We start from the raw sequence: 25,349 nt of genomic DNA on the forward strand, positions 1-25,349 counted from the left end.
CCGCCAGCGCCGCGGTCGCCGTGGCCGGCGCGGTCGCGGGCCGCGCGGACGACCCGACGTGGTACCGGGAGGTGACGGCCGTCCCGCCCGTGCGGCTGGTCCTCGACCCCGCCCTCGACGCGTACTTCCCGCGCCACTGGGCCGCTGCCGTGGAGGTCGGCGACCGCCCCGCGCGCCTCGTGGTCGTCGCGCCCGGCGACCACGAGGCGCCGCTGTCCGACGCGGAGGTGCGCGCGAAGGCGGCCCGGCTGCTGCCCGCGCCGCGACCGCTCCTCGACCGCGTGCTGGCCGTCGCGGCCGAGCCGGATGTCGCGACGCTCCGGGAGGAGCTGTGCCGCGTGGCGGGGTAGCGGGTTCTATGCTCGGGACCCGTCGCTGGCCCGAAGAGTCGCTGGCCCCGATGAGAGGACGGACATGGCGCGGAAGCGTGCCCAGTCAGGTCGTGGACGTGCCGCACCGTTGACCCCGGACCAGATCATCAAGGCGGCCCTGCGGATCGCCGACGTCGAGGCCGACCTCGACCAGCTCACCGTGCGCCGGCTGGCGAGCGAGCTGAACGTCGGCACCATGACGCTCTACAGCTACTTCCGCGGCAAGGAGAACATCCTCGACGGCATGGCCGACCACGTGCTCGGCCGCATGCCGCTGCCCGACGAGCCCGACGACACGCCAGCCGACGCGATCCGCATGGTGGCGCGGGCGTTCCTCGCGATGATGCGTGAGCATCCCAGCGTCGTGCGCATCTTCTCCACCCGGGTCACCGACAGCCGCACGGCGCTGCGCGGCGCGATGGAGGCGGTGCTCGACCGGCTCGTCGCCGCCGGTATCCCCGGCGAGCTCGCGGTCCGCTGCTACGGCTTCCTGATCACCTACGCGATCGGTTTCGTGAGCTACCAGATCCCGCGCTCGTGGGGCGGCGACCCGGACAGCGACGAGGAACTCGCCGAGGCGCGCCGCCAGCGCGTGCACTTCTACAAGGGACTCCCGGCGACCGAGTTCCCGCACATGGTCGACCTCGCCGACACGCTCGTCGACCTCCCGTCCGACGCCCAGTACATGGCGGGCGTCGAGGCGTTCGTGCAGACTGTGGAAGCGGCACTGAAAAACACCCGCTGAGCAGCAATTTTCACCTCGTGCGCCCTTGCGCTCGTGCGCTGAATGGTACAAAGTACGAACATGGGAAGTGAGCTGGTCGTCAACGGTCGGACGGTGGTCGTCGACGCTCCAGGGCTCCGGTCTCTCGCCGCCGTGCTGCGCGAGGACCTGCACCTCACCGCCACCAAGGTCGCGTGCGGCCGCGGCGAGTGCGGCGCCTGCACGGTCCTCGTCGACGGCCGGCCGCGGATGGCCTGCACGACCCCCGCCGCGCTCGTCCGGGGTGAGGTCTGGACGAGCGAGGGCCTCGCCGGTGAGAGCGAGCCCATCCGCCGCCGCTTCGCCGACCTCGGCGCGTTCCAGTGCGGCTTCTGCACCCCCGGCCAGGTCGTGCACGCGGTCGCGCTGCTGCGCGACGGCCTCGCGGACCTCGACGACGACACCCGCCGCGACCGCGTCCGCCACGCGCTGTCGGGCAACCTCTGCCGCTGCACGGGCTACCAGGCCATCGTCGAGTCCGTGTGCCAGCTGGCCGAAGATCCGGAGGCCCGATGACCGTCGGCGAGTCCGTCCGCCCCATCGGCTGGGAGACCCGCAGCGTCGGCGTCCTCCCCTACACCGGCGACCTGCCGACCCCGCACCTGCACGGCGTGGTCCTGCGTTCCCCGTACGCGTACGCGGAGATCCGCGGCATCGACACGGAAGCGGCGCGGGCCATGCCGGGCGTCCACGCGGTGATCACCGCCGCCGACTTCGCGCCCGGCATCACCTACCTGCACCGCGGCGGGCCGCTGTCGGACCGGCCGCCGCTGGCCGACGGCGTGGTGCGCCACGTCGGCCAGGAGGTCGCCGCGGTGGCGGCGGAGACCCGGGCCCAGGCCGAGGCGGCGTGCCGGGCGATCCGGGTCCGCTACCGCCGCCGGCCCGCGCCGCTCACCGTCACCGCCGCCCGCGCCCGGGGCGCGCGCCGGCTGCACGAGCGGACGACCGCCGAGCCCAACGTGTCGATGCTCCTGGCCACCGACTGGGGCGAGCCGGACACGGGCATCGCCGCGGCCGCGGTGTCGGTGCACGGCAGCTTCGTCTACCCGAGCGTCGCGCACGCCTGCATGGAGCCGAGCGTCACGCTCGCCCGGTGGGACCCCGACCGCGAGATCGTCGAGCTGTGGACCTCCACCCAGGCGCCGTGGTTCATCGCCAAGGAGGTCGCGCACCTGCTAGGCCTGCGCCACGAGCAGGTGGTGTGCCGGGAGGTCGCGGTGGGCGGCGGCTTCGGGCAGAAGTCCAAGGCGGCCGAGCACGAGGCGCTGGCCGCGGCGCTGGCCCGCGCGGCCGGCCAACCGGTGCTGGTGGAGCTCAGCCGCGAGGAGGAGTTCGGCGCCAACAAGCCGCGGCACCGCTTCGAGACGACGCTGACCACGTGGGCCGACGCCGACGGCGTGATCCGCGCGCTGGACGCCGACATCGCCGTGGACAACGGCTCCTACAACCACATGGGCACCTCGGTCATGCGGGTCGGCGTGATCACGCTCGGCTCGCTGTACCGGCCGGACGGGGTGCGCTTCGCCGCGCGGCTGGTCGACACCGCCACCCAGCCCGGCGGCCAGTTCCGCGGCTACGGCACCCCGCAGGTGTCGCTCGCGATGGAGTCCCAGCTGGACGAGATCGCCGCGCGGCTGGACATCGACCCGATCGCGTTGCGGCTGCGCAACCTCGGCCCCGCGCACGCCACCACGCTGGCGGGCTACGACGTCACGACGTCCCGGCTCGGCGACTGCCTGCTGGCCGTGCGCGACGGGTTGGACTGGGACCGCGCCCGCGCGAGTCGTCCGCGCGGCGGGCCGGTCGCGACCGGCTGGGGCGTGGCCGCGGGGATGCACGGCAGCGGCGCCTACGCCTACGAGTTCGCCAACCGCAGCGACGCGGCGATCGACCTGTTCGCCGACGGCCGGGTCCGGGTGCGGCACGGCAGCGCCGACGCGGGCACGGGGCAGAACACGATCCTCGCGCAGATCGCGAGCTACGAGCTGGGCGTGGACCTCGCCGACGTCGAGGTCCTGTCGATGGACAGCGAGCGGACCCCGTTCGAGCTCGGCGCGTGGTCCTCGCGTGGCACCCACATGACGGGCTCGTCGGTCGGCCAGGCCGCACGCGAGCTCGCCGAGAAGCTGCGCGGGATCGCCGCGGCGAAGCTGGGCGTGGCGCCCGAGGACGTGCGCCTGCGCGGCGGGCGGGCGGGCACGGGCGGCGAGGCGGTCGATCTCGGCGACCTCGTGGACCTGTCCGGCGAGGCGGCCGACGGCGTGCTCAGCCACGAGACGAGCTACCTGCTCGAGACGACCGAGATGCTCACCCCGGACCGCAGCACCGCGAACCTCTCCCCCAGCTACGCGTTCGCCGCGCACGGCGCCGCGGTCGAGGTGGACACGCGGACCGGCAAGGTCCGGGTGGTCGACTACGTCGCCGCGCACGACGTCGGCCGGGCGATCAACCCGACCGCGGTCCGCGGCCAGATCGTCGGCGGGGCCGCGATGGGCCTGGGCGCCGCGCTGGGCGAGCAGCTGGTGCGCGAGGGCGGCCGGGTCGTCAACAGCAGCTACCTGCACTACGCGATGCCCCGCAACGCCGACCTGCCCGCGATCCGCGCGGTGATCGTCGACGGCCACGACGAGGCCGGGCCTTACGGCGCGAAGAGCGTCGGCGAGATGTCGATCATCCCGCCGGGCGCCGCGGTCGCCAACGCGGTCGCCGACGCGCTCGGGGTCCGCGTCCGCGAGCTGCCGATCACCCCGGACAAGGTCCTCGCCGCGCTCGCCGAGCGGGACGGGCGCCGGCGGCGCCACCACGTCTGGCGGCGGCCGAGCCGCTGGTGGGTCGCGCTGGTCCGGCGGGCGTACCCGCTGGGACTGCACCGGGTGCTCGACACGCTGGGCACCCGGGTCGGCCCGGCCGCCCGGGCGCGGCGGGCCCCCGAGCCGACCGAGCCGGCCGTGCACGCCCCCACGGACGTGGCCGAGGCGGTCGGCCTGCTCGCCGGCGGCGGCCAGGTCCTCGGCGGCGCCACCGACGCGCTCGTCGAGCGGCGACGCGAGCCCGCCCCGGCGCCGGTGCTGGTGTCGGTGGCCGCGGTGACCGCGCTGCGTCGGCTGGAGCGCACCGGCACCGAGCTGCGGATCGGCGCGGCGGTGACCCTCGCCGAGCTGGCCGAGCACCCGGACGTGCCGGCCGCGCTGCGGGACGCGGCGCTGACCATCGCCTCGCCGCAGGTCCGCAACGCGGCCACGGTCGCTGGCAACCTGGTCCAGGCCAAGCGCTGCTGGTTCTTCCGCAACGGCTTCGCCTGCTACAAGCGCAACGGGCCCACCAGTCCGTGCTACGCGGTGCTGGGCGATCACCGCTTCCAGCACGCCGCGGTCGACGCGCACCGCTGCCAGGCCGTCACGCCCTCCGACCTCGCCACCGTGCTGACGGCACTGGATGCGACGGTCGAGATCACCGGGCCGGGCGGCACCCGGACCCTGCCGATCGCGGACTTCTACACCGGTCCCGGCGAGACCGTGCTGGCCGCGGCCGAGCTGGTGACCGCCGTCGACATCTCGGCCGCGGCCCTGGTCCGGCGCACCGCGTTCACCAAGCTCGCGCTCTACACCGGCGACTTCGCGACCGCGTCGGTGGCGCTGGCCGTCGACGCGGACGAGGACGGGCGCTGGACCGACGTGCGGATCGTGGCCGGCGCGCTCGCGCCGACGCCGTGGCGGGCGCGCGGGGCCGAGCAGGCGCTGCGCGGCACCGCACCGAGCCTCGCCCAGGTCCGGGCGGCGTTCGACGCCGACCTCGACCGGCACGCGCACCCGTTGCCCGGCAACGGATGGAAGCTCGACGCGGCGGCCGGGCTCCTCGAGCAGGCCACCGAGCAGCTCACCGGGTAGTCAGCTTGCGGCGCGGATGACCGCCAGCTGGCGCTCCCACATCGCGAGCACCGCGGGCGGGTCGGGGTCGACCACCGTGAAGGTGATGCCGCTGGTGACGGGCAGCCCCTCGTGCGCGTCGGTCTCCACCCGCTCCACCCGCAGCTCGAAGCAGTCCAGGCGCGCCTCGGGGTCCGCCGCGAGCGACCGCGCGTGGCCGCGCAGGTAGTACACGACGCCCTCGGCGACGTGGCAGAACAGCACCGCGGAGCCCGCGGCCAGGTTCCGCGAGGTCGAGGTGCCCGACCACAGCCCCAGCCGGATCGTGCGGCGGTCCAGCACCAGCATCTCCCCCGCGCTGACCATGCACGGCCGGGCCTGGCCGTCCGGGTCCACGGTGACCATCACGAAGCCCAGCCCCAGCTTGCGCTCGAGGTCGGTGCCGTCGAACGTGGCCGTCACGACGTCGGGGATCTCCTCCCCCACCACCTGTGCCATGCCTCCTCCTAGTGTCCCATGGATCATCGCCTACGGGTCGACGTGGCTTGACACAAAAGCCTCCCACCAACCAACGCAACCTCCGGGGACCGTGGCGGCACCCAGCCACCAACCACCCGAGATCCGGCACCATCCCCCGAAACGCAACCAACACCTTTAAATTTCGGGGAGGCGGACTAGCTGCTCGACGGGACTGCTGCCGCCCCACCGGCGGACCAGCGCGTGGTCGATGCCGAACAGGTCCAGCACCCGCCCGACCGTGTGGTCGACCATCTCGTCGAGGTCGTGCGGCTTGGCGTAGAACGCCGGCACCGGCGGGACGATCACCACGCCGAGGCGGGCGAGCTTGAGCATGTTCTCCAGGTGGATGACGTTCAGTGGCGACTCGCGGACCAGCAGCACGAGCTTGCGCTGCTCCTTGAGCACCACGTCGGCCGCGCGCGCCACGAGGTTGTCGGCGAGGCCGTTGGCGATCGCGGCGAGGGTCTTCATGCTGCACGGGGCGATGACCATGCCGGCGGTGAGGAACGAGCCACTGGAAATCGCCGCGGCCTGGTTGTCCTCCCGGTAGGTGCGGTGGGCGAGGGCGAACACCTCGTCGGGCCGCCTGCAGGTCTCGATCGCGATCGTCTTGCGCGCCCACTCCGAGGCCACCAGGTGCGTCTCGAACGCGCTGCCGGCGAGGACCTCCAGCAGCCGCACCCCGTAGATCGCGCCGGTGGCCCCGGTCATCCCCACGACGATCCGGTTGCTCGTCACGCGCGGACCCCCGACACGGAGTCGACAGGGTCGACCGGGTCCGCCGCGTCCACCGGGTCGGCCGGGGTGTTGATCAGCGACCAGATCAGCCGCCGCTTGTCGACGAACTCGGCCATGCTCTTGGTGTCCGCGGCCGGCGGGCGCGGGCGGGGCAGGTTGATGTCGACGATCTCCCGCACCCGGCCGGGGCGCGCGGCGAGCACGACCACCCGGTCGGCCAGGTACACCGCCTCGTCGAGGTCGTGGGTGACGAACACGACCGTCTTCTTGGTCAGCTCGTTGATCTTCAGCAGCTCCTCCTGCATGCGCTCGCGGGTCTGCGCGTCCAGCGCGCCGAACGGCTCGTCCATCAGCAGCACGTCCGGGCCGCGGGCGAGCGCCCGGGCGAGCCCGACGCGTTGCTGCATGCCGCCGGAGAGCTGGTGGGGGTAGTAGTCCTCGAACCCGGTGAGGCCGACTAGCGTCAGCGCCTCCTCGGCCACCCGCGCCCGCTCGGCCCGCGCGACGCCCTTGGTCTCGAGTCCGAACTCGACGTTCTTCTGCGCGGTGCGCCACGGCAGCAGACCGGCGTGCTGGAACACGAACCCGCACGCGGTCGACGGGTTCGTGACCGGCTTCCCGTTCAGCTCCACGACCCCGTGCTCGGCCGGCAGAAGCCCATGGATGATCTTGATGAGCGTGGTCTTGCCGCACCCGCTCGGCCCGATCACCGCGACGAACTCCTGCTCGCGCACCTCGAAGTTCACGTCGGCGAGCACCGGCACGGGCGGCGCGTCCGGCCGGGGCGCCGACCCGCCGCGGCCCCGCTTGCGGCCGGTGGTCTGGCGGAACTGCTTGCAGATCCCGCTGAGGCTCAGCTGTACCTCGGTGTCCATGCCACTGTCCATTCCCGTCTCCTTCATGTTTTCCGTCCCCGCACCGTGATCAGACCGAGCACCAGCAGCGTCGCCGGCACCAGCACCGCGACGCCGACCCCGGCCAGGTCGGCGAGGCCGCCGTTGACCACCGCGGCGAACGGCCGGATGCCCAGAAACAGCACCGCCCACAGCGCCGCGACCCGGCCCCGGACGGCGTCCGGCACCGCCCGCTGGATGGAGGTGGTCAGCGCGGTCTGCCCGAGCACGAAACCGGCCCCGGCCAGCACCAGCACGGGCGCGACGACCCGGTAGCTCACGACGTTGCCGAACACCACCAACGCGGCGGCCAGCACGCAGAGCCCGATGACGGCCGCCGGGCCGTCGCCGATCCGCCGGATCACCGACACCGCCAGCACGAGCATCACCGCGCCGCCGATGCCGAACGCCGACACGAGCACGCCCACCGACTCGTCGCCCTGCCCGAGCCTCGCCACCACCGGCGGGGCGAGCGTGTTCACCGCGTCCACCGCGAACCCGACCGCGCCGACGACGAGCAGCCGGGCGGCCACCGCCCGGTGCCCGCGCAGGTAGCGCAGCACCGACTCCCGCCTGCCCCGGCGCGGGTCGGCCCGCCGCGCCGGTACTGTCCACATCAGACCCAGCAGCATCGCGACGTAGCTGGCCGCGTTGGCACCGAAGGTCACCACCGGCCCCACGGCGACGAGTGCGGTGGCCCCGAGCGCCGGCCCGACCGCGCGGGAGACGTTGTAGGTCAGCGACTGGAGCGCCACCGCACCCGGCAGGTCGGCCGCCGGCACGAGGGTCGGCACGAGGGCATGGATCAGCGGGACGCTCAGCGCCTGGGCGCACCCGGTGACCGCGACCCCGACGTAGATCGGCAGGATCCCGTACGATCCGTCGCTCACCGCCAGCACGAGCCCGGCCGCCCCGAGGAGGCCGACCGACTGCGTCACGAGCAGCAGGCGGCGCCGGTCGAACCGGTCGGCGAGCTGCCCGGCGACCGGTGCCAGCAGCACGTAGCCGCTGTACTGCGCCACGGCCACCACGCCGACCGCGGTGGCCGACCCGGTGATCCCGAAGACCAGCAGGACCGCGCTCATCGACTGCAGCCACGTTCCCGTGTTGGAGACGAGGCTGCCCCAGAAGAACGGCCCGAACCGCCGGTCCACGACCAACGCCCGCACCGGCCGCCCCACTTCCGGGACGGCCGGTGCGGCCGCGGGTCCGATCGCTGTCATCGGGTCCAGGTCACCAGGCGTAGTTCTTCAGCTCGGCGATGACCTTGTCCACGAAGGACGTGTCGGTGACGTCCTTGGCGGGGATCACGTCCTTCTGCGCGCCGATGCCGACGTTGAGCTCCTGGGTCGCCTCGACCTGCCGGTCGGTCCAGCCGAGGTCCGGGTTGATGATCTTCAGGTCGCGGTGGGCCTTGATGGCCTCGGCCACCGTCTCCTTGTCCGACGGGGCGCTCTTGAGCCGCTCCATCGCGAGCGCGGTCGCCTCGTCGAGGTGGTCCAGCGCGTAGCGCATGCCCTTGGTGTAGGCGGTGAGCACCTTCGTGAGGTCGTCCGGCCGCTCCTCGATGGTCCGCGCGGTCGCGAACCAGCCGGCGCCGAGCACGTCGGGCACGATGTCCGCCAGCGTCACCAGCGTCGTGAAGTTCGCGTCCTTCTCGATGATCGGCAGGTTCTCCACGCCGCCGAGGGCCGCGTCGACCTGGCCGCTCAGCAGGGCCGCCATGCGCTCGGGGTCGCCGCCGGACTGCACCAGGCTGACCTGGCCGGGGTCGATCCCGTACTTGTCGAGCACCGCGTTCACGAGGATCGCCGAGGAGGTGTTGGGCGCCTGGATCGCGATCCGCTTGCCGACGAGGTCGGACGGGTCCTTGATCTCCTTCTTGGCGAAGATGAAGTCCCGCACCTTGTTCCACGGCACGCCGACGAGCTTGAGGTCCGCGCCGGTCTCGTAGGCGGCGAAGCCCGTGCCGGGCGCGAGGAGGATGACGTCCAGCCGGGACCCGACCGCCGCGCGGACGAGCTCGGCGCCGTTGGCCGTGGTGAACTCGACGTCGAGCCCCGCGTCGCGGAGGAATCCCTTCTTGTCGCACATGAGCGTGAACCCGTCCGGGATGGTCGGGCTGATCGTGCCGCTGCGCCAGCCGGCACGCCCGCCCTCCCCGGCGGCGCCCGCGTCACTGCCGCAGGCGTTGAGCAGCGGGAGGGCGGCGAACGCCACCCCGATCTTCAGGACGTCGCGACGCCCCACCGAGCCGGACAATCGTCCGGAAAACGGGCGAGGCCTACCGGTGCCAGTTCCCATGACGCTTCTCTTTTCTACGAGCGGAAGTTCGATCTAGGGTTCGTCGCTGTGTCGCTCGGTTTCCTTCCAAGCGACCACCCGCGACTCGACGAACCGGAGCAACGCGGTAAAACCGATGCCGAGCACCATCAGGACGACGACCGGGCCGAAGGCCAGCTGGGTGCGGAGCAGGTTGCTGTAGGTCATCAGCAGGCCGCCGAGCCCGCTGATCGCCGTGAACAGCTCTCCCACGACGACGCCGGACAGCGCACGCCCGATGGCGAGGCGCAGGCCGGCCAGGATGAACGGCAACGACGCCGGGACGACGATCGAGGAGAAGTTCTTCCACCGCCCGGCCGACATCGACCTGCCGATGTCCACCATGGACGGACCGACGTTCTTCGCGCCGACGTAGGTGTTGATGATGATGGGGAAGACGGCCACGCTGACCACGATGATCAGCTTCGAGACGGTGCCGATGCCGAACCACAGCACCAGCAGCGGCACGAACGCCATCGTCGGCACCACGTAGAGCGCGTAGACGAAGCTGTCCAGCGTGTGCTCGACGACCCGGGACCGGCCCATCGCCAGGCCGACCGGCACGCCGATGGCCGCGGAGATGAGGAAGCCGACCGCGAACGTCTCGAGCGACACGCCGGCGGCCCTGGTCAGCTCGCCGGTCCGCACCCCGTCGACCATCCCCTCGAGGATCGCCGTCGGCGCGGGCAGGAACAGCGGGCTCACCCGGTTGGCCACGATCTCCCAGGTGCCGAGGAACGCCACGACCGACACGACGCGGACGACCCAGCGCACCCGGGTCCGGCCGGGCCGGCGGGCCCGCCGCCGCTCCCGGACGAGACGTTCGGTCCGGGTGGGCTCGTACGTGGCGGTCACTGGTCCCTCACCTCGATGTTCACCCGGGACAGCCGGCGTTCGGCGAACTGCACCAGGAAGGTGAGTCCCACGCCGAGCAGGACGAGGACGAGGATCGTCGCGAACAGGTAGTCGGGCCGGAAGCTCCGCGCGTACGCGGTGATGAGGCTCCCGAGCCCGCCGAACGCGAGCAGGATCTCGGCGACCACCATGCCGCCGACCGCCTGCCCGAGCCCGAGACGGACCCCGGCGAGGATGTGCGGCAGCGTGGCGGGCAGGAAGATCCGCAACAGGATCGTGCGCTCGGTCGCGCACAGCGAGCGGCCCACCTCGTCCAGGGACTTGCTGACGTCCCGGGCGCCCACGTAGGTGTTGATGAGGACGGGGAAGACGGACATCAGGCAGACGACGATGACCTTCGCCTGCAGCTCCAAGCCGAACCACAGCACCACGAGGGGGATGAACGCGATGCGCGGCGTCGGGAACAGCGCGTTCACGTAGGGGTCCAGCGCCGCACCGACCAGGCGGTAGCGACCCATCAGCAGCCCGATGCTCACGCCGATCAGCACCGCCAGCGCGAAGCCGGCGAACAGGCTACGGGCACTGTTGAGCAGGGCCTCGTGCAGCTCGCCGCTCTGCACGAGCTCGACGAACGCCTTCATCATCGCGATCGGCGTGGTGAAGAAGCGCGGGTCGATCCGCGCCGCGACGAGCTGCCACACCACGAGCATTGTCACCCACGCGATCGTGCGGATCGCCCAGGCGGGGACGCGGCCGCGGGCCCGCGGCCGGAGCACGGTGCCGGTCATCGCGCCTCGCCCCCCGCCGTGCCGGCGTCGCGGGTGTCCCGAGTGGACGCGCGGTGCGTGGCCTCGAACCGCTTGCGCGAGTTCGCCACATGCGTCCGCGCCGCCCGCTCGGCGGCCTTCGGGTCGCGGTCACGGATGGCCTCGTAGATGGCGCGGTGCTCGCGTGCCGCCCCGGTGAGCCGTTCCCGCGCGTCGTCGGCGCTGGCGAGCAGCGTCGGCTGGAACACCCGGGCCTGGGTGCCGATCGTCTCCAGGAACTGCTCGAGCAGGAGGACGCCCGTCGACCGCGCGACGCAGGCGCCGAAGAGCTCGTTGGCCTGCAGCCAGCCCGGCCAGTCCCGGGCCTCGACGAACTCCTCGGCCTCGTCGACGACGTCGCCCAGCTCGGCGAGCTGTGCGTCGGTGATCCGCTCGGCGGCCAGCCGGCACACGTAGGCGAGCACCATCTCCCGCAGCCGGTATAGGTCGATCGCCCCATCGTAGGAGTAGCCGGGCACCACGTAGCCGCGAGACCCGTTGCGCTGCAACAGACCCTGGCTCGTGAGGATGGACAGCGCCATCCGCAGCGGGGTGCGGCTCACCCCCATCTGCTCGGCCAGCGCCGCCTGCCGGACCACCTGCCCGGGCCGGAAGTGGCCCCGGGTGATGGCGTCCCTGAGCTTCTCGACCACCTGGTCGACGAGCTGCCGCTGCTCGATCCACAGCTCGCCCGGGCGGCCAACCGCGTCGTCGTCACCCATGGCCGCCGCCTACCAGGTGACCTCGTCGGCACCGGGCACGAGGACCTTCTCGTACCGCAACGCCTCCGCGCCCAGCGGCTTGGTGGCGTCGGTGCCCATCTTGGACGTCTGGCGCACGAGCGGGGCCGACGGGTCCAGCGGCGCGCCGACCATCACGGGGAAGATGTGCACGTCGGTGGCGGGCTGGGAGCGGGTCGACACCGCCCAGGTGACCTCGCGGTCGTCGTAGATGTTCACGTCCTGGTCGACGACCGTGCAGTACTTGGCCTGCGCGTTGCCGGCGAGCACCGCGGACATCACGTTCCACGGCTCGGTCTGGTGCCGCTTGGTCATCTTCACGACGGCCTCGTAGACGTAGTTGCCCTTCACCGTCACGTCGATGACGCCGGGGCACACGCGCGTGGCGTCCTCGTAGACGACCGCGTTCATCGGGACCCAGTTGAGCAGGTGGTCCTCGGTGACGGGGAATCCCGTGAGGACGGTCTGGAAGATCGGGTCGCTGCGGTGGGTGATGGCGGTGACCGTCATGACCGGGACCTCCATCCGGCCGCCGTAGCAGCCGGGGAACTCGCCGAACGGCGCCTCCATCTGGGTGTCGCCGGGCTCGATGTAGCCCTCGATGACGCACTCCGCGCTCGCCGGCACGAGGACGTCGATCGTCTCGCACCGGGTGAGCTTGACCGCCCCGCCGAGCAGCGCCCCGCCGATGGCGTACTTCTCCTGGTCGTGCGAGACGCGGGCGCACGCGCCGAGCACCGTGCACGGGTCGGGGCCGATGACGACCGCGATCTCGAGCCGCTCGCCGCGCTCCTCCCGCTTGAGCCGGGCCCGGCCGATGCGCCGCTCGTTGGGCGCCCACAGCCCGAGCCGGTTCCGCCCGAACACCTCCATGCGGTGCATGCCCAGCCCGTGCACGCCGGTGTCGGGGTCGACGGCGACCTGGACGCCGGCGGTGATGAACGGGCCGTCCTTCTCGGAGTGGGTGACGATCGGGACGGTCGCGAGGTCGACGTCGTCGCCGGTGATGACGACGTCCTTGGCCGGCCCGCCGTCGACGACCTCCCACGGGACGGGGTTGTTGATGGCCTCGATGTAGTGCCTGGTCACCTGGTCGATCGGCACGCCGAGAGCGTCGAGGATGCGCCCGGGCGTGGCGTACATGGCGCCGGTGGCCCGCCAGCCGGGATGGCCCTCGACGTCATCGAACACGAAGCACGGGCCGTTCGTGTCCGAGGACTTCCGGATGTACGCGGCGATCTCGAACTTCGTGCTCACCGGCTTGGCGACGGTGACGAGGTCGCCCTTCCGGTCGAGGTGGGCGAGGAACTCCCTCATGTCGTTCCAGTACACGGGCCGCCTCCGCGGGGTGTCGGGGGTGTCGGGGTGCGGGGTCATCCGAAGGCCGGGGCCTCGGCGGCGCCGAAGAGGGTCGGGCCCCACTTCGCCAACGTGGCCGCCCGGACCTCCGTGGTCAGCTCGACGACGTCGGAGAACTGCTCGCGCCACTCCCACGGGCGGGTGGCGTCGATGATCATGCGCGAGGTGAAGGGGTTCTGCTTCTGGCTCGGCGGGACCATGGGGTCGAGCTCGTCGCTCCACGCCCGCTTGATGATCGACACGTCGGTGGCGGGGTCACTGCGGGTGCAGACGGCCCACATCACGTCGTTGAGGTCGTAGGCGTCGATGTCGTCGTCGACGACGATGACGATCCGTCCCATGTAGGCGCCGCCCTGGCACATGGCCGCGACGTGGCCGGCCTGGGTGGCGTGGCCCGGGTAGCGCTGCTTGATCGACACGGCGACGAGGAAGCGGCTGCCGCACTCGTGCAGCCACACGTGCTTCACCTCGGGGATGCCGGCGTTGCGGATCTCCTCGCGGATGCGCGCCGCGCGGATCGTGCCGAGCGAGGTGTGCTTGCCGGTGGGCGGCTTGGCGGGCGGGGTGCCGGTGATGATCGGGCTGTTGCGGTGGTACATGCGGTGGATCGTTGTCACGTACTCCATCCGCTCGCCGCTCGCGTAGTAGCCGGGCCACTCGCCGAACGGGGCCTCGCGGTGCTTCTCGGTCGGCGAGATCTCGCCCTCCAGCACCAGCTCCGCGCGGGCCGGGATCGGGAGCCCTGTGTAGTCGCCCTCGAGCACCTCCACCGGCTCGCCCTTGAGCCCGCCGATGTAGCCGTACTCGGACTTGCCATAGGGGACCTGGGTGCCGCCGGCGAGGAAGATCAGCGGGTCCTGGCCGACGGAGATCGCGATCGGCATCGGCTTACCCTCGGCGAAGAGCTTGTCGCGAAAGATCGTGGCGTGCTTGCCGGGTGCGGTGTAGACGCAGACCCGGCGCTCGTCGACGACCATCACGCGGTAGGTGCCGATGTTGACCCAGCCGCCGTCGGGGTCGCGGGTGATCACCGCGTCGCCGGTGCCGATGTAGCGCCCGCCGTCCTTGTCGTGCCACTTCGGGACGGGGAACGTCGTCAGGTCGATGTCGTCGCCCGTGTACACGTTCTCGAGCAGCGGGCCGTCGGTGACGATCTTGGGCGGCACGTCGGGGAGGTCCTGGAGGCGCGCGTGCCACAGGTCGCAGTACTCCGCCTTGGACAGTCCGGTCGGGAAGCCGACCATGAGCGCGACGCGGTTGAGCGAGCTGATCGGGTTGACGAGGATCCGGTGCCCCGGGTCGAAGCCCTGGATCTGGTCGAACAGGACGGCCGGGCCGTTCATGGCGTGCTCGGCGACGTCGGTGATCGGCGCGACGTCGTCGTCGACGTGGGCTCCCGAGATACGCCGGAGCTCGCCGATTTCCTCGACTTTATGGATCCAATCCCGCAAATCCTGATATGTCACGCGGTCGTTCCTCTCCGCTCACGGACCGTGTTCGGCCGGGGTGGACGGTTGAATCTCGGATCCAAAGTGCAGAATTTCGCACCCCGGAGGTTCAGCAGGCTAAGCGCCCGACTCGCCACCGTCAAGACCGCACGCGTTTCGATTTTCGCAACGCTTCCGAAACGTCCTCGACCTACCGTTGTGTACGTATATCCGCAGGTAGTGCGCCCGATCGCCGGCCTACTGCGGCGACGACCCGTTGACCGTCGTGCATCGTGCCGTACTATGTACGATAGTGGCGTACGACGGCTACCTTGTCCACCACTTCCTCCACCCGCACGCCGGGCGGGCAGGCCGCCGTAGGTGCATCGGCAACGCGCCCTGTCCGCCACGCTGAGTAATGTCTGAAATTCACCAACAAAGCAAAACGGACGGCACGCGGGACCGCGGTGCAATTCGACGGCCCCCACCCGTGGGCGACCGAATAACATTTGCGCCCGACATTCCATGAGCGAAATGAGGCGACTGTGGTACGCGTGCTGACCAACGAGGACATCGGTGCCGTGCTGGACTACCCGCACGCCATCGACGCCCTCTACGAGGGCCTGCGTGCCTTCGCCGCCGGCGAGGCCGCCCGCCGCCCGCGGGTCGACGTCCTCGCCCCGGCCGGCACGCCGGGCTCCTACGCCCGGTTCACGACGGCCGACGGCGTGGTGCGCGGCGGCTACTACGCGCTGCGGCTGAAGCCAGAGGTCATCGGCTGGCCGGAGGTCGACGGCGTGCGCCGGCTGTCCGCCCACAACGCCGCACCGGGCCACTACGGCGGGTTCGTCCTGTTGTGCCGCACCGACAACGCGCAGCTGGTCGCGATCATCCAGGACCGCCACCTCCAGTACCTGCGCACGGCCGCGCTCGCCGGCCTCGGTGCCCGCTACCTCGCCCGCCCGGAGTCGGCGACGCTCGGGATGCTCGGCGCGGGCGGGTACGCGCGCAGCTACGCCCGGGCACTCGCGACCGTCCTGCCGCTGCGCTGGATCCGGGTCTGGTGCCCCACACCCGAGCACGTCGAGACCTACTGCGCCGAGCTGCGCGCGGACGGCCTGCCCGCCGAGCCCGCCGCCGGTCCCGACGAGGCGCTCGACGGCGCGGACGTCGTGTCCACGTGCACCAACTCGCTCTCCCCCGTCCTCTTCGCCCGCCACCTGCGGCCGGGGACGTTCGTGTGCAACGTGTCCAACCGGGAGCTCGACGCGTCCGCCCGGGAGGCGATCACCACGGTCGGCCACCTCGCCGAGCAACCGCGGCCGCTGGATCTCGGCGGCTACCAGGACGGCAACTTCGCCATCCACCTCAACACGATGTGCTACGTCGCCGGCACCAAGGACGAGCGCGCCGCGCTGCCCACCGGTAGCGGGGCGGGCGCGGCGTTCCCGGGCAAGCAGGTGTCCTGTGTGGACTGGACGACCGGAGCGGCGCGCGGGCGCACCGACGACGCGGAGATCACCTTCCTCGGCGACCTCGCGGGCGGCGGCGCGCAAGGCCTGTCCAGCGGCGGCCTGCAGGGCGTGGAGCTCGCCGGGCTCGCGGGCCGGGCCTACGAGCTGGCGTCCGCCGCGGGCCTCGGGACGCAGCTGCCCGACGAGCTGTTCCTGCAGAAGGACTGAGATGGCCCCGTTGCGCATCAGTCTGGCCTGCGGCGACTACGACCGCGTCCGCCCGCTCCGCGACGGCCGGGTCGTGCCCGAGGGCGTGGAGCTGGACCACACGGTCATGCCCTCGCACCGGATCTTCCACGAGCAGGTGCGGTTCCGTCGCTGGGACGTCTCGGAGATGTCGCTCGGCAGCTACCTCACCCTCGCCGCGCGCGGTGCGGATCCGGCCGACAACCCGTTCGTCGCGATCCCCGTGTTCCTGTCGCGCTACTTCCGGCACGGCTTCATCTGGGTCAACACCACCCGCGGCGTCGACCGCCCGGAGGACCTGCGGGGCCGGCGGATCGGCGTTCCCGACTACCACATGACCGCGGCCATCTGGATGCGCGGCATGCTCTCCGACGACCACGGCGTCGGCGCGGGCGACGTCCACTGGCTCACCGGCGGGCTCAACAAGCCGGGGAGCACCGAACGCATCGAGCTGGCGGCGGCGCCCGGCATCCGCGTCGAGCCGATCTCGGCGGACCGCACGCTCGACGAGCTGCTCGTCGCGGGCGAGATCGACGCGCTCATGGCCGCCCTGCCGCCGAAGTCCTTCGTGGACGGTGACCCGCGGGTGCGGCGGCTGTTCGATGACCACGTGGCCGCCGAGCGCGACTACTTCCGCCGCCGCGGCAACTTCCCGATCATGCACTGCGTCGCGCTGAAGCGGGAGGTCCACGAGGCCCACCCGTGGCTCGCCGGGTCGCTCCTCGCCGCGTTCACCGAGGCTAGGGACCTGTGCCTGCGCGACCTCGACGCCCCCGGCGCGCTGCCGGTGACCCTCCCCTGGCTCACCGACTTCCTCTCCGAGGTCCGCGCCGTGCTCGGCCACGACTTCTGGCCCTACGGCGTCGAGCCGAACCGGCACGACCTGTCCACCCTCGTCCGCTACTGCGCCGAGCAGGGCCTGCTGGCCCGGCCGCTGTCGGTCGGCGAGCTGTTCGCCCAGTTCACCGCAGGAGGTACCACGTGAGCAACGAAGACCGGCTCAGGGACGGGCGCGGCCCGCGTCGCTGGGGATCGGACGTGATCGTCGACGCGGTGAACGCGCACGGGTTGCGCTACCTCACGATGAACCCCGGCTCGTCGTTCCGGGCGATCCACGACTCGATCGTCAACTACGGCGCCAACAGCCCGCGGATGATCCAGTGCACGCACGAGAAGATCGCCGTCGGCATCGCCCACGGCTACGCGAAGGTCACCGGCGAGCCGATCGGCTGCATCGTCCACGACACCGTCGGGCTGATGCACGCCACGCTCGGCGTCTACTACGCCTACGTCGACCGGGTGCCCGTGATGCTCTTCGGCGGCGCCGGCCCGATGGCCTACGAGCGGCGCCGGCCGAGCATCGACTGGCTGCACGTGACCAATGTGCAGGGCAACCTGGTCCGCGACTACACCAAGTGGGACGACCAACCCGCCAGCATCGGGTCGGTGCACGAGTCGGTCGCGCGCGGCTACCGGATCGCGGTGAGCGAGCCGCAGGGACCCGTGTACCTCGCGTTCGACGCGGCCGTGCAGGAGGACCCCCTGGAGGCCGACGTCGAGCCGCCGGCGGTCGCCGCGAACCCGATCCCGTCGCGCCTCGGCGCCGACCCGGCCGCGCTCGCGGAGCTCGCCGACCTGCTCGTCGACGCCGAGCGCCCGGTGCTCGTGCCCGGGTACGCCGGCCGCTCACCCGACGCGATGGACCTGCTCGTCGAGCTGGCGGAGCTGCTGGGCGCCGCGGTGGTCGACACCCACATCCGGCTGAACTTCCCCAGCCACCACCCGCTCAACGCCACCGGCACGAGCGCGCTGGAGGACGCCGACGTCGTCGTGTTCCTCGACGTCAAGGACTACGGCAAGCCCACGATGACGCTCAACAAGACCGACCGGACGAGCCAGTCGCGCATCGCGCCGGACGCGCGGGTGGCCGACCTCGGCCTCGCGCACGTCGCCACGTCGAGCTGGTCGCACGACTTCATGGGCATGCACCGCCTCGACCTGCAGGTCACCGCGGACACGATGGTCGCGCTCCCCCAACTCCTCGCGCTGTGCCGGGAGCGGGTGCCCGCCGCCCCGGCTCGCCGCGAGGCACGGGCCCGCTGGCGGCTGGCGGTCGGCGAGCTGCACCACCGCACGCGCGAGGCGTGGTGGGCGGAGGCCGAGAAGGGCTGGGACAACACACCCGTCACGCACGCGCGGCTCGCGAGCGCGGTGTGGAACGTGGTCCGCGAGCACGACTGGGTCCTGTCCGCCGGGACGGCCAAGGACTGGGCGCTGCGGCTGTGGGACTTCGACCGGCCCTACCGGCACCCGGGCATCAGCCTCGGCACGGGCACCCAGTACGGCATCTCGCTCGGCGTCGCCCTGGCGCACAAGGGGACCGGGCGCCTGGTGGTCGACCTGCAGCCCGACGGCGACCTGATGTACGACCTCGGGTCGCTGTGGGAGGCCGCCTACCACGAGCTGCCGCTGCTGGTCGTGATGGTCAACAACCGCGGGTACGTCGGCGACTGGGACCACCAGGAGCGGCTCGCCCAGATGCGCGGGACGCCGGCGGAGAACGCCTTCTACGGCATGGAGCTCGACAACCCGGCGCCGGACTTCGCGGCCGTGGCCCGCTCGTTCGGCTGGCACGCCGAGGGACCGATCGACAACCCGGCCCTGGTCGAGGAGGCCGTCCGCCGCGCCGCGCGGGCGGTGCTGACCGAGGGCAGGCCCGCACTCGTAGACGTGGTCTGCGGGCACGACTGACACCGCACCCGGCTTCGGGCGGACTGGTCCGCCACACTCATCGGTAGTCGAGCGGTTCCGGGACCACAGCAACGTCGCCTTCGTGCTGGAAACGCCATCTCGTTCATGACCGCGACACCCGGGGTCGTGGACCCGCCGGCCTCGCGCCTATACCGTCCTGTGTGGACAGTGTTCACGCCGTCAGCGACAAGCTCCTGTGCCTTGAGCGCCGCCGCGCGGACGTCGCGGCTCGCCTCGTCCAGCGGCGCGGGGTCGACCCGTGCCTTGCGGGACAGCACCGACCACCACCGACAGCGGGAACGCGGCGCACGGCGCAACACTCGGCGCCGCAACACGCGATACACCGCCGCGCCGGCGGTCGCCCGGACCGGCAGCACGGCAGCTCTGCGCACGAGGACACAGGACGTGACCAGCGCCCGCGCATCGTCCGAAGTCGACCCCAGGAGGATGCGGGCGTACCCGAGCAACGCGGGACAGCGGTCGTCGAGCACACGTTGGACGTCGGCGGTGCTCTTCGTCGGTGCGCTCCTCCTTCGGCGGGGTCGTGTTCCTCTTGGGACGGTCGGAACCGCCCCACTCGTTCCCGATCACGTGGAAAGCGCCCGCGACGGCACGGAAACCGGCGGCAACCGACCCGGCTCGAACGGGGAGGCGGCTATTCGTCGAAGTCTCCCCCTGTAATACTTCATGCGCGTAATGTGTGCGGCGGAAATTTGTCCGCTAGTCAAATGACGAGGGTGGGATGGCGGAGTCGCGAGCCGCGCCGAGTGCCGGCGTGTCCAGGCGGACCCTGCTCCGCGCAGGCGGACTCGCCACCGCGGCCGCAGGGCTGTCCGGGTGTTCCGTGCTGGCGAGCACGGCCGGGGTCGGGGACGACGTACGGGTGGGCGTCGCGTGGAGTGCCGGAGAGCTCGAGGCGTTCCGGGCCGTGCTCGCCCGCTACCGGAACGGCTACGAGCTGGTCCCGCTCGGCGACGACATCGCCTCCGCGCTCGGCGCGCGGACCGCGGGGCGGCCCGACCTGGTGGCGATGCCGCAACCGGGAACCGTCAGTGCCGGCATCGACGACCTGGAGCCGCTGCCCGACGACGTGTGGCGGTCGGAGTACGAACGGATCGCGGGGACCTCGCACAACGGTCGGCACTACGCACTGCCGTTCAAGCTCGCGCACTCGTCGGTGGTCTGGTACCGCAAGCGGCTGTTCGACGATCACGGCCTGCGGACGCCGGACACCTGGTCGGACTGGATGGACCTGAACCAACGGATTATCGACGACCCGGCCCTGAGTGAAGCCGGCGTCGCGCCGCTCGCCCTCGGCGGCGCGGACGGCTGGCTGCTGGCCGTCTCCTTCGAGAACGTCCTGCTACGGCACTTTCCGAGCACCTACGAAACGCTGAGCGTGGAGTCCTACGACCCGAGGGTGTGGCTCGGGAGCGAGGTCACGGAGGCGCTGCGCATGCTCGCCGGCATGTGGTCGGTGCCGGGCGCGATCTCCGGTGGGTTGGACCGCGCCCTCGTGCTGCAGTACCCGGACGCGGTGCAGGAGGCGTTCCTGTACAAGCGGGCCGCGATGGTGGTCGCGCCGGACTACGCCGAGTCCGTGATCCGCAGGTTCGGCACGCCGGAGGACGAGGTGGACACCTTCACGTTCCCGGCGCGCGAGGGCATCTCCGCCCCGCTCGCGGTGGCCGGCGACCTGCTGGTCCTGGTCAAGCCGGCGCGGGAGCCCGCGTACACCCTGCTGCGCTACCTGGCAGGCCCGGAGGCGCCGGTCCCGTGGATCCGGGACACGGGCGGCTTCATCGCGGCGAATCCAGACACCGACAGCCGCTACTACAGCGCCACCCTGCGCCGGCTCGCCCGCGAGGTGCGCGAGCAGGAGATCAGCTTCCGGCTCGCGGACCAGCTCGGCACGGTCGGCGGCCGCGACGGGCTCGCGCTCGTCCTGCAGCAGCTCGTGGGCGACCTGGCCGACGGCACGCCGCCGGCGACGGCGGCGCGCCACGCGGCGGGGAAGATGGTCGAGATCGCCGAGGTGGCCGGATGAGCCCGGTGCACATCGAACCCAGGCCCGGCCTCAAGCTGGAGGTGGCCGGACGCGAGGTCTCGGGCCGGGCGCTCGATACGACCGCCGACCATGGGCGACCGATCCGACTCCTGCTGGGTCTACCCGCCGTCCTGCTTCTGCTCGTGCTGCTGGTGCCGATCGTGTGGACAGTGGTGTGGGCGCTGCACGGCGACTCACTGCTCGGCAACTTCCTGGCCGTCGTCACGGACGACGGCGCGTGGGCGGCGGCGCGGAACAGCGTGGTGTGGGTGGGCATCGCGCTGATCGTCATCGTGCTCGGCTACGGGATCGCGGTCATCAGCAGGCTGGTTCACGGGTTGTGGCGGGTCCTGCTGTACGTGCTGATCCTCCCGTTCGGGGTGTCCGCACTGGTCTCCGGCGCGGTCTTCCGGATGATCTTCGACCCGGCTCCCGAGCGGGGCATGGCCACCGCGCTGTTCGGCGAGGACGTGGTGTGGCTCGGCCCGGGACTGATCTGGCTCGTGCTCGCCTCGTCGTTCGCCTGGACCTGGCTCGGTTTCGTCGTGGTGCTGTTCCGGGCCGGCCTGGACGCGCGGGGCAACGGCGGGCCCGGCCTGTTCGGTCGCCCCGGCCTGCCCAAGCCCGGCCCGGTCACCTACATCGTGCTGCTGACCGTGCTGGTCGCCGCGATCCGGGTGTTCGACCTGGTGCTGATCGCGGCGCCGGGCTCCATGCAGGTCGACGTCGACGTGGTGGGCCTGCACTGGTGGCGGATGACCTCGCGCAGCGTGGACACCGGCGCGCCCGCCGCGCTCGCCGTGCTGCTGTTCGTCATCGTGGGCCTGCTCAGCTTCGTGACCATGCGGCGGCGCAGGACAACCCCGGAGAACTCGCCGCCCGCGCCGGCCGAGGAGAGCGCGGGTACGCCGGTACCGGCGCCGGTGAACCGCCGGTGGCTGAGCTGGCTGATCGGGCTCGGACTCGCCGCGCTGTGGCTGCTGCCGTTGGTGATCCTGCTGGCCACCGCGTCGCACGACCCGCGGGCGGCCGGATCGTCCGGCTGGTGGCACTTGTCCGGCCTCGGGTTCGGCTCGTTCGCCGAGGTGAGCGCGAGCTGGCTGTGGCCGGCGGTGCTCGGCAGCGTCTTCCTGGCCGGGCTCGCCACCGCGCTCGTCGTGGCAGCCGCGGTGCCGATGGCCTACCTGCTCACCTGGGGCGGGCTGCCGAGCTGGCTCACCCGCTCGCTTATCCTGCTGCTCGTGGTCATGGCGGTCGCGCCGGTGCAGATGTACGCAGGCCCGCTCCGCGACCTGTTCGGCGAGTTCGGGCTGGCCGGTGCCCGGACACCGCTGGCGCTCGTGCACGCGGCGGCCGGGCTTCCGTTCGCGACCCTGGTGCTGCGCACCGCGTTCCAGGCGGCGCCGCCTGATCCGTCCGGCACCCGCAGGCCCACGCTTGACGCCATCTGGCACGGCCGGTACCTGCGTGCCCTGATCGCGGTGGGGGTGCTCGAGTTCGTCCTGGTGTGGAACGACTTCATCGTCGGCTTCCTGATCAGCGGGCCGAGGTCGACCCCGCTCAACCTGCTGCTGTGGGGTGAGGCGCGGCAGTTCGGCATCTCGGCCGGCACGGTCGCCGCCGGGGCCGTGGTCGCCTCGGTCATCCCCGTCGCGCTGCTGCTGGCCACCTGGCCCAAGGTGATCTCCGGGCTCACCGGAGGTGCGACCGAATGAGCAAGCCGGGCCGCGGCCCTCAGTCGGAGCGGAACTTCCTCACCAAGATCGCCGTGGGCTCGGGCTTCGTGATCACGTGGTTCCTGGGGACTCTTGCCGCGGAGCTGCTCGGCGGCCAGGCCAACGAGACCAGCATCGGGCAGTTCGCCGGGCGGTTCCTGCTGGTCGCCCTGGTCGTCGTGGTGCCGCTGACCACGCTGGTGTGGGCCGGGATCAAGCTGTGGAAGTGGCGGCACCCGTCGCCACCCGAGCCGCCGCCTCCGCCGGAGGTGGCCTGGCCGGCCGAGCCGGAGCCGGCGGCCTGGCGCCCGCCCGGCCCGATCTACGACCGGGACGACGAGGTGGCGGCGACGGTGCGGACCCTGCTCGCCACCGGGGTCGCGGTCGTGTGCGGGGCACGGGACGTCGGCACGTCCGCCGTCGCCGAGGCGGCGGTGCAGTCGTTGATCAACGACCGGCGAATCGCGGACCGGGACGTCGCGCGCGTCGACCTGCGCAGCCGGTCGAGCCGCACTCCGGACGACGCGCGGGCGACGGCGGGCCGCATCCTGTCCATGTTCCGGCAGGACGAGCCGGCGAACGGGACACCGAAGGTGCTGGCCAACGCCGCGGAGCGGCTGCACGACGTGCTCGCCAAGCAGTACTCGGTGCTGCTGCTGGACAACGTCGCCGTGCCGGACGAGATCGAGTGGCTCATTCCACAGTGGACGGAACGGAACAACCGCCAGCCGTGGCTGGTGATCGCAGGCGAGACGGCAATCGAGTCGGTGGTGCCGGGCAGCGGGGTGGCGATCGCTCCACTGTCGACGGACGGGATGCGCGAGATCTGGCACGCCGACACCGACACGATGCCGAAGGAGCCGGCCCGCCCCCTGATGTACCGGCGGCGCCGGTTCCTGCCACGGTGGGTGCGCGACCTGCTGCGACCGCGGCGGGAGCTGCCCCGTTCCGCGCCACTGTCCACTCCGGACCCGATCGACGCACTCGTGGCCGTGTGCCGCGGCCGACCCCGTGCGATCAAGGCCGTGGCGCGGGAGACCACCGGCACCGACCGCGAGGCCGAGGTGCTCGCACTGCTGGCATCGATGAACACCGACGAGAACAACCCTCTGGTGGGGATCTGGCGCGCGGTCCTGCTCCGGACCGAGGACAGTCTCAGCCCGGAAGCCGCCTGGCTCTTGCACGCGCTGGCCGTGATCCCGGTGACCGCGCTGACCAGGGAGGCGATCGCGGCTCTCGTGACCGCCCATGCACCCGACGCGGGCTCGAGCGACGCCCTGCCCGCGCCGTTCGAGGAGCTGCGTGTCCGGGACTTCGTGGAGGAGGTCCGCAACCGGTACCGGCTACCGCTGGAGATCCGGTGGGCGATCACCGGTCAGGCCGACCAACCCGATGTCGACAAGGCCCGGGTCGCCGTACCGGCCCTGGTCCGCCACCACGCCGACCGCGTGGTGCGCAGGGCGAACCAGCTCGACGTGCGCTCGGTCGGCGCCAGGGCCGCGGCGTGGCTCCACGAGGAGGAACCCACCCTGCGCCCGCTGTTCTCGCCCGAGTACTACCAGGACGGTGAGGTGCTGCTCGCGGTGATCGACGACCTCGCGCGCATCGCAGGCGCCCTCGAGTACTGGTACGTGCGCGAGCAGCAGGCGGACGGTCTGCTCAAGGTCAGCGCCGCGCTGGGCGAGCTCGCCGACCGCGCCCAACGGCGAGAGCTTTCCGCGCTGGCCGCGGCGCGGAAGGCCACCGCCTACCGGATGGTCGGGCAGCGGGCGGCGGCGGAGGAGCAGCTGGCGCTGGTGGCGGGCGAGGCGCGTGCCGCCAGCACCCACGACCTCGGCACCGAGCTCGTGACCCGCCTGCACGTCGAGAAGGCCCTGCTCGGGCTGGCCGGCGGCGAGTCCACACGCGACGGTGCGGAACACCCGAAGGTACGCCGGTCGCTCGAGGAGATCGCCGACAACAAGCGTCATCCCGGCGCCGGCATCGCCATGATCAACCTGGGTGCCATGCACCTGGCGGAGAACTCACCCGGCGCGGCGCTGGAGTACCTGGAAAGGGCCGAGGCCATGGCCCGCGAACGACAGGACACCAGCTGCCAGGCACAGGCGGTGGAGCTGCAGGGGATCGCGCTGTCCGGCTCGGACCTGCACGAGGCCGTGTCACGGTGGCAGGAGGCCAAGCAGCTGTTCAAGGCCATCGGTGAGGAGCAAGGTCGGGCACGCTGCCTGCAGCACCTCGGCGCGGCGGCCCTGGTCGACGAGACCGTGGCCGCCCGGCTGGCCGACGGCACCCGGGGCGCTGTCCCGCTTCTCCAGGAGTCGAAACAGCTGCGCGCGGGCCAGCCGGACACCGCGCTGGTGGACGAGTACCTCCGCGCGGCGGACGGCGACATGGGACCGGACAAGCCGGCGTACGCACCGAAGTGATCGCCCGGCGTTCAGCACCAGTCATCTGACGGATTCGGACGAACCTGT

20 protein-coding genes are annotated in these 25,349 nt (G+C 72.0%); 10 read left to right on the plus strand and 10 right to left on the minus strand.

The annotated features are described in order from the left end of the window. From GEV28_RS22770 to GEV28_RS22785, 4 genes are all read left to right on the plus strand, one after another. A partial coding sequence (locus GEV28_RS22770) for a hypothetical protein (protein ID WP_291414149.1) occupies positions 1-350 on the plus strand: 350 nt, incomplete at its 5' end. A 109-nt stretch (positions 351-459) separates the two neighbouring features. Continuing rightward, a complete protein-coding gene (locus tag GEV28_RS22775; protein ID WP_291414150.1) occupies positions 460-1,116 on the plus strand; it encodes a TetR/AcrR family transcriptional regulator in 657 nt (218 codons plus the stop codon). 60 nt (positions 1,117-1,176) lie between these two features. Next, positions 1,177-1,650 (plus strand): 2Fe-2S iron-sulfur cluster-binding protein, encoded by a 474-nt coding sequence (locus GEV28_RS22780; protein WP_291414151.1) that lies wholly within the window; start codon positions 1,177-1,179, stop codon positions 1,648-1,650. Next, complete coding sequence (locus GEV28_RS22785; RefSeq protein ID WP_291414152.1) at positions 1,647-5,024, plus strand: molybdopterin cofactor-binding domain-containing protein; 3,378 nt, start codon at positions 1,647-1,649, stop codon at positions 5,022-5,024. Before GEV28_RS22780 ends, GEV28_RS22785 begins: the two co-directional genes overlap by 4 nt. Here GEV28_RS22785 and GEV28_RS22790 read toward each other — a convergent pair whose 3' ends face one another. The 10 genes from GEV28_RS22790 to GEV28_RS22835 form a co-directional block, all read right to left on the minus strand. Next, on the minus strand, positions 5,025-5,501 hold the full coding sequence (locus tag GEV28_RS22790; protein WP_291414153.1) for a hypothetical protein: 477 nt from the start codon (positions 5,499-5,501) through the stop codon (positions 5,025-5,027). It lies immediately after the preceding gene. Between the two features lie 156 nt (positions 5,502-5,657). Continuing rightward, on the minus strand, positions 5,658-6,260 hold the full coding sequence (locus GEV28_RS22795; RefSeq protein WP_291414154.1) for a UbiX family flavin prenyltransferase: 603 nt from the start codon (positions 6,258-6,260) through the stop codon (positions 5,658-5,660). Then, the gene (locus tag GEV28_RS22800; protein ID WP_291414155.1) at positions 6,257-7,147 is read right to left on the minus strand and encodes an ABC transporter ATP-binding protein; all 891 of its coding nucleotides are present in this window, start codon (positions 7,145-7,147) and stop codon (positions 6,257-6,259) included. Before GEV28_RS22800 ends, GEV28_RS22795 begins: the two co-directional genes overlap by 4 nt. An 11-nt stretch (positions 7,148-7,158) precedes the next feature. After that, the gene (locus GEV28_RS22805) at positions 7,159-8,376 is read right to left on the minus strand and encodes an MFS transporter (RefSeq protein WP_291414156.1); all 1,218 of its coding nucleotides are present in this window, start codon (positions 8,374-8,376) and stop codon (positions 7,159-7,161) included. 10 nt (positions 8,377-8,386) lie between these two features. Next, a complete protein-coding gene (locus GEV28_RS22810) occupies positions 8,387-9,403 on the minus strand; it encodes an ABC transporter substrate-binding protein (protein ID WP_291414157.1) in 1,017 nt (338 codons plus the stop codon). Between the two features lie 87 nt (positions 9,404-9,490). Continuing rightward, a complete protein-coding gene (locus GEV28_RS22815) occupies positions 9,491-10,330 on the minus strand; it encodes an ABC transporter permease (protein ID WP_291414158.1) in 840 nt (279 codons plus the stop codon). After that, entirely contained in the window at positions 10,327-11,118 is a 792-nt protein-coding gene (locus tag GEV28_RS22820; protein ID WP_291414159.1) for an ABC transporter permease, read from the minus strand. Before GEV28_RS22820 ends, GEV28_RS22815 begins: the two co-directional genes overlap by 4 nt. Further along, on the minus strand, positions 11,115-11,858 hold the full coding sequence (locus GEV28_RS22825; RefSeq protein WP_291414160.1) for a GntR family transcriptional regulator: 744 nt from the start codon (positions 11,856-11,858) through the stop codon (positions 11,115-11,117). The genes GEV28_RS22820 and GEV28_RS22825 overlap by 4 nt, the downstream gene beginning before the upstream one ends. A gap of 9 nt (positions 11,859-11,867) precedes the next feature. Beyond that, a complete protein-coding gene (locus GEV28_RS22830) occupies positions 11,868-13,208 on the minus strand; it encodes a UbiD family decarboxylase (RefSeq protein WP_291414161.1) in 1,341 nt (446 codons plus the stop codon). Between the two features lie 41 nt (positions 13,209-13,249). After that, entirely contained in the window at positions 13,250-14,701 is a 1,452-nt protein-coding gene (locus GEV28_RS22835) for a UbiD family decarboxylase (RefSeq protein ID WP_291414162.1), read from the minus strand. 515 nt (positions 14,702-15,216) lie between these two features. Here GEV28_RS22835 and GEV28_RS22840 point away from each other — a divergent pair. The 6 genes from GEV28_RS22840 (at position 15,217) to GEV28_RS22865 (ending at position 25,301) form a co-directional block, all read left to right on the plus strand. After that, positions 15,217-16,344 (plus strand): hypothetical protein, encoded by a 1,128-nt coding sequence (locus tag GEV28_RS22840; protein WP_291414163.1) that lies wholly within the window; start codon positions 15,217-15,219, stop codon positions 16,342-16,344. Position 16,345: 1 nt separating this feature from the next. After that, complete coding sequence (locus tag GEV28_RS22845) at positions 16,346-17,347, plus strand: ABC transporter substrate-binding protein (protein ID WP_291414164.1); 1,002 nt, start codon at positions 16,346-16,348, stop codon at positions 17,345-17,347. Next, complete coding sequence (locus GEV28_RS22850; RefSeq protein WP_291414165.1) at positions 17,344-19,113, plus strand: thiamine pyrophosphate-binding protein; 1,770 nt, start codon at positions 17,344-17,346, stop codon at positions 19,111-19,113. Before GEV28_RS22845 ends, GEV28_RS22850 begins: the two co-directional genes overlap by 4 nt. Positions 19,114-19,855: 742 nt before the next feature. Next, positions 19,856-21,160: an ABC transporter substrate-binding protein gene (locus GEV28_RS22855; protein ID WP_291414166.1), complete on the plus strand. Its 1,305-nt coding sequence runs from the start codon at positions 19,856-19,858 to the stop codon at positions 21,158-21,160. Further along, on the plus strand, positions 21,157-22,875 hold the full coding sequence (locus tag GEV28_RS22860) for a hypothetical protein (RefSeq protein WP_291414167.1): 1,719 nt from the start codon (positions 21,157-21,159) through the stop codon (positions 22,873-22,875). Before GEV28_RS22855 ends, GEV28_RS22860 begins: the two co-directional genes overlap by 4 nt. Then, a complete protein-coding gene (locus tag GEV28_RS22865; RefSeq protein WP_291414168.1) occupies positions 22,872-25,301 on the plus strand; it encodes a hypothetical protein in 2,430 nt (809 codons plus the stop codon). Before GEV28_RS22860 ends, GEV28_RS22865 begins: the two co-directional genes overlap by 4 nt. Positions 25,302-25,349: the final 48 nt, after the last annotated feature.

This window comes from Actinophytocola sp. (assembly GCF_009379765.1).
Lineage (GTDB): Bacteria > Actinomycetota > Actinomycetes > Mycobacteriales > Pseudonocardiaceae > Actinophytocola.

Bases quoted from the DNA above. Each gene is read 5' to 3' on its own strand.
- GEV28_RS22845 (WP_291414164.1), top strand. From the start codon at position 16,346: ATGGCCCCGTTGCGCATCAGTCTGGCCTGCGGCGACTACGACCGCGTC.
- GEV28_RS22855 (WP_291414166.1), top strand. From the start codon at position 19,856: ATGGCGGAGTCGCGAGCCGCGCCGAGTGCCGGCGTGTCCAGGCGGACC.
- GEV28_RS22805 (WP_291414156.1), bottom strand. From the start codon at position 8,376: ATGACAGCGATCGGACCCGCGGCCGCACCGGCCGTCCCGGAAGTGGGG.
- GEV28_RS22825 (WP_291414160.1), bottom strand. From the start codon at position 11,858: ATGGGTGACGACGACGCGGTTGGCCGCCCGGGCGAGCTGTGGATCGAG.
- GEV28_RS22785 (WP_291414152.1), top strand. From the start codon at position 1,647: ATGACCGTCGGCGAGTCCGTCCGCCCCATCGGCTGGGAGACCCGCAGC.
- GEV28_RS22860 (WP_291414167.1), top strand. From the start codon at position 21,157: ATGAGCCCGGTGCACATCGAACCCAGGCCCGGCCTCAAGCTGGAGGTG.
- GEV28_RS22780 (WP_291414151.1), top strand. From the start codon at position 1,177: ATGGGAAGTGAGCTGGTCGTCAACGGTCGGACGGTGGTCGTCGACGCT.
- GEV28_RS22790 (WP_291414153.1), bottom strand. From the start codon at position 5,501: ATGGCACAGGTGGTGGGGGAGGAGATCCCCGACGTCGTGACGGCCACG.
- GEV28_RS22800 (WP_291414155.1), bottom strand. From the start codon at position 7,147: ATGGACAGTGGCATGGACACCGAGGTACAGCTGAGCCTCAGCGGGATC.
- GEV28_RS22865 (WP_291414168.1), top strand. From the start codon at position 22,872: ATGAGCAAGCCGGGCCGCGGCCCTCAGTCGGAGCGGAACTTCCTCACC.
- GEV28_RS22820 (WP_291414159.1), bottom strand. From the start codon at position 11,118: ATGACCGGCACCGTGCTCCGGCCGCGGGCCCGCGGCCGCGTCCCCGCC.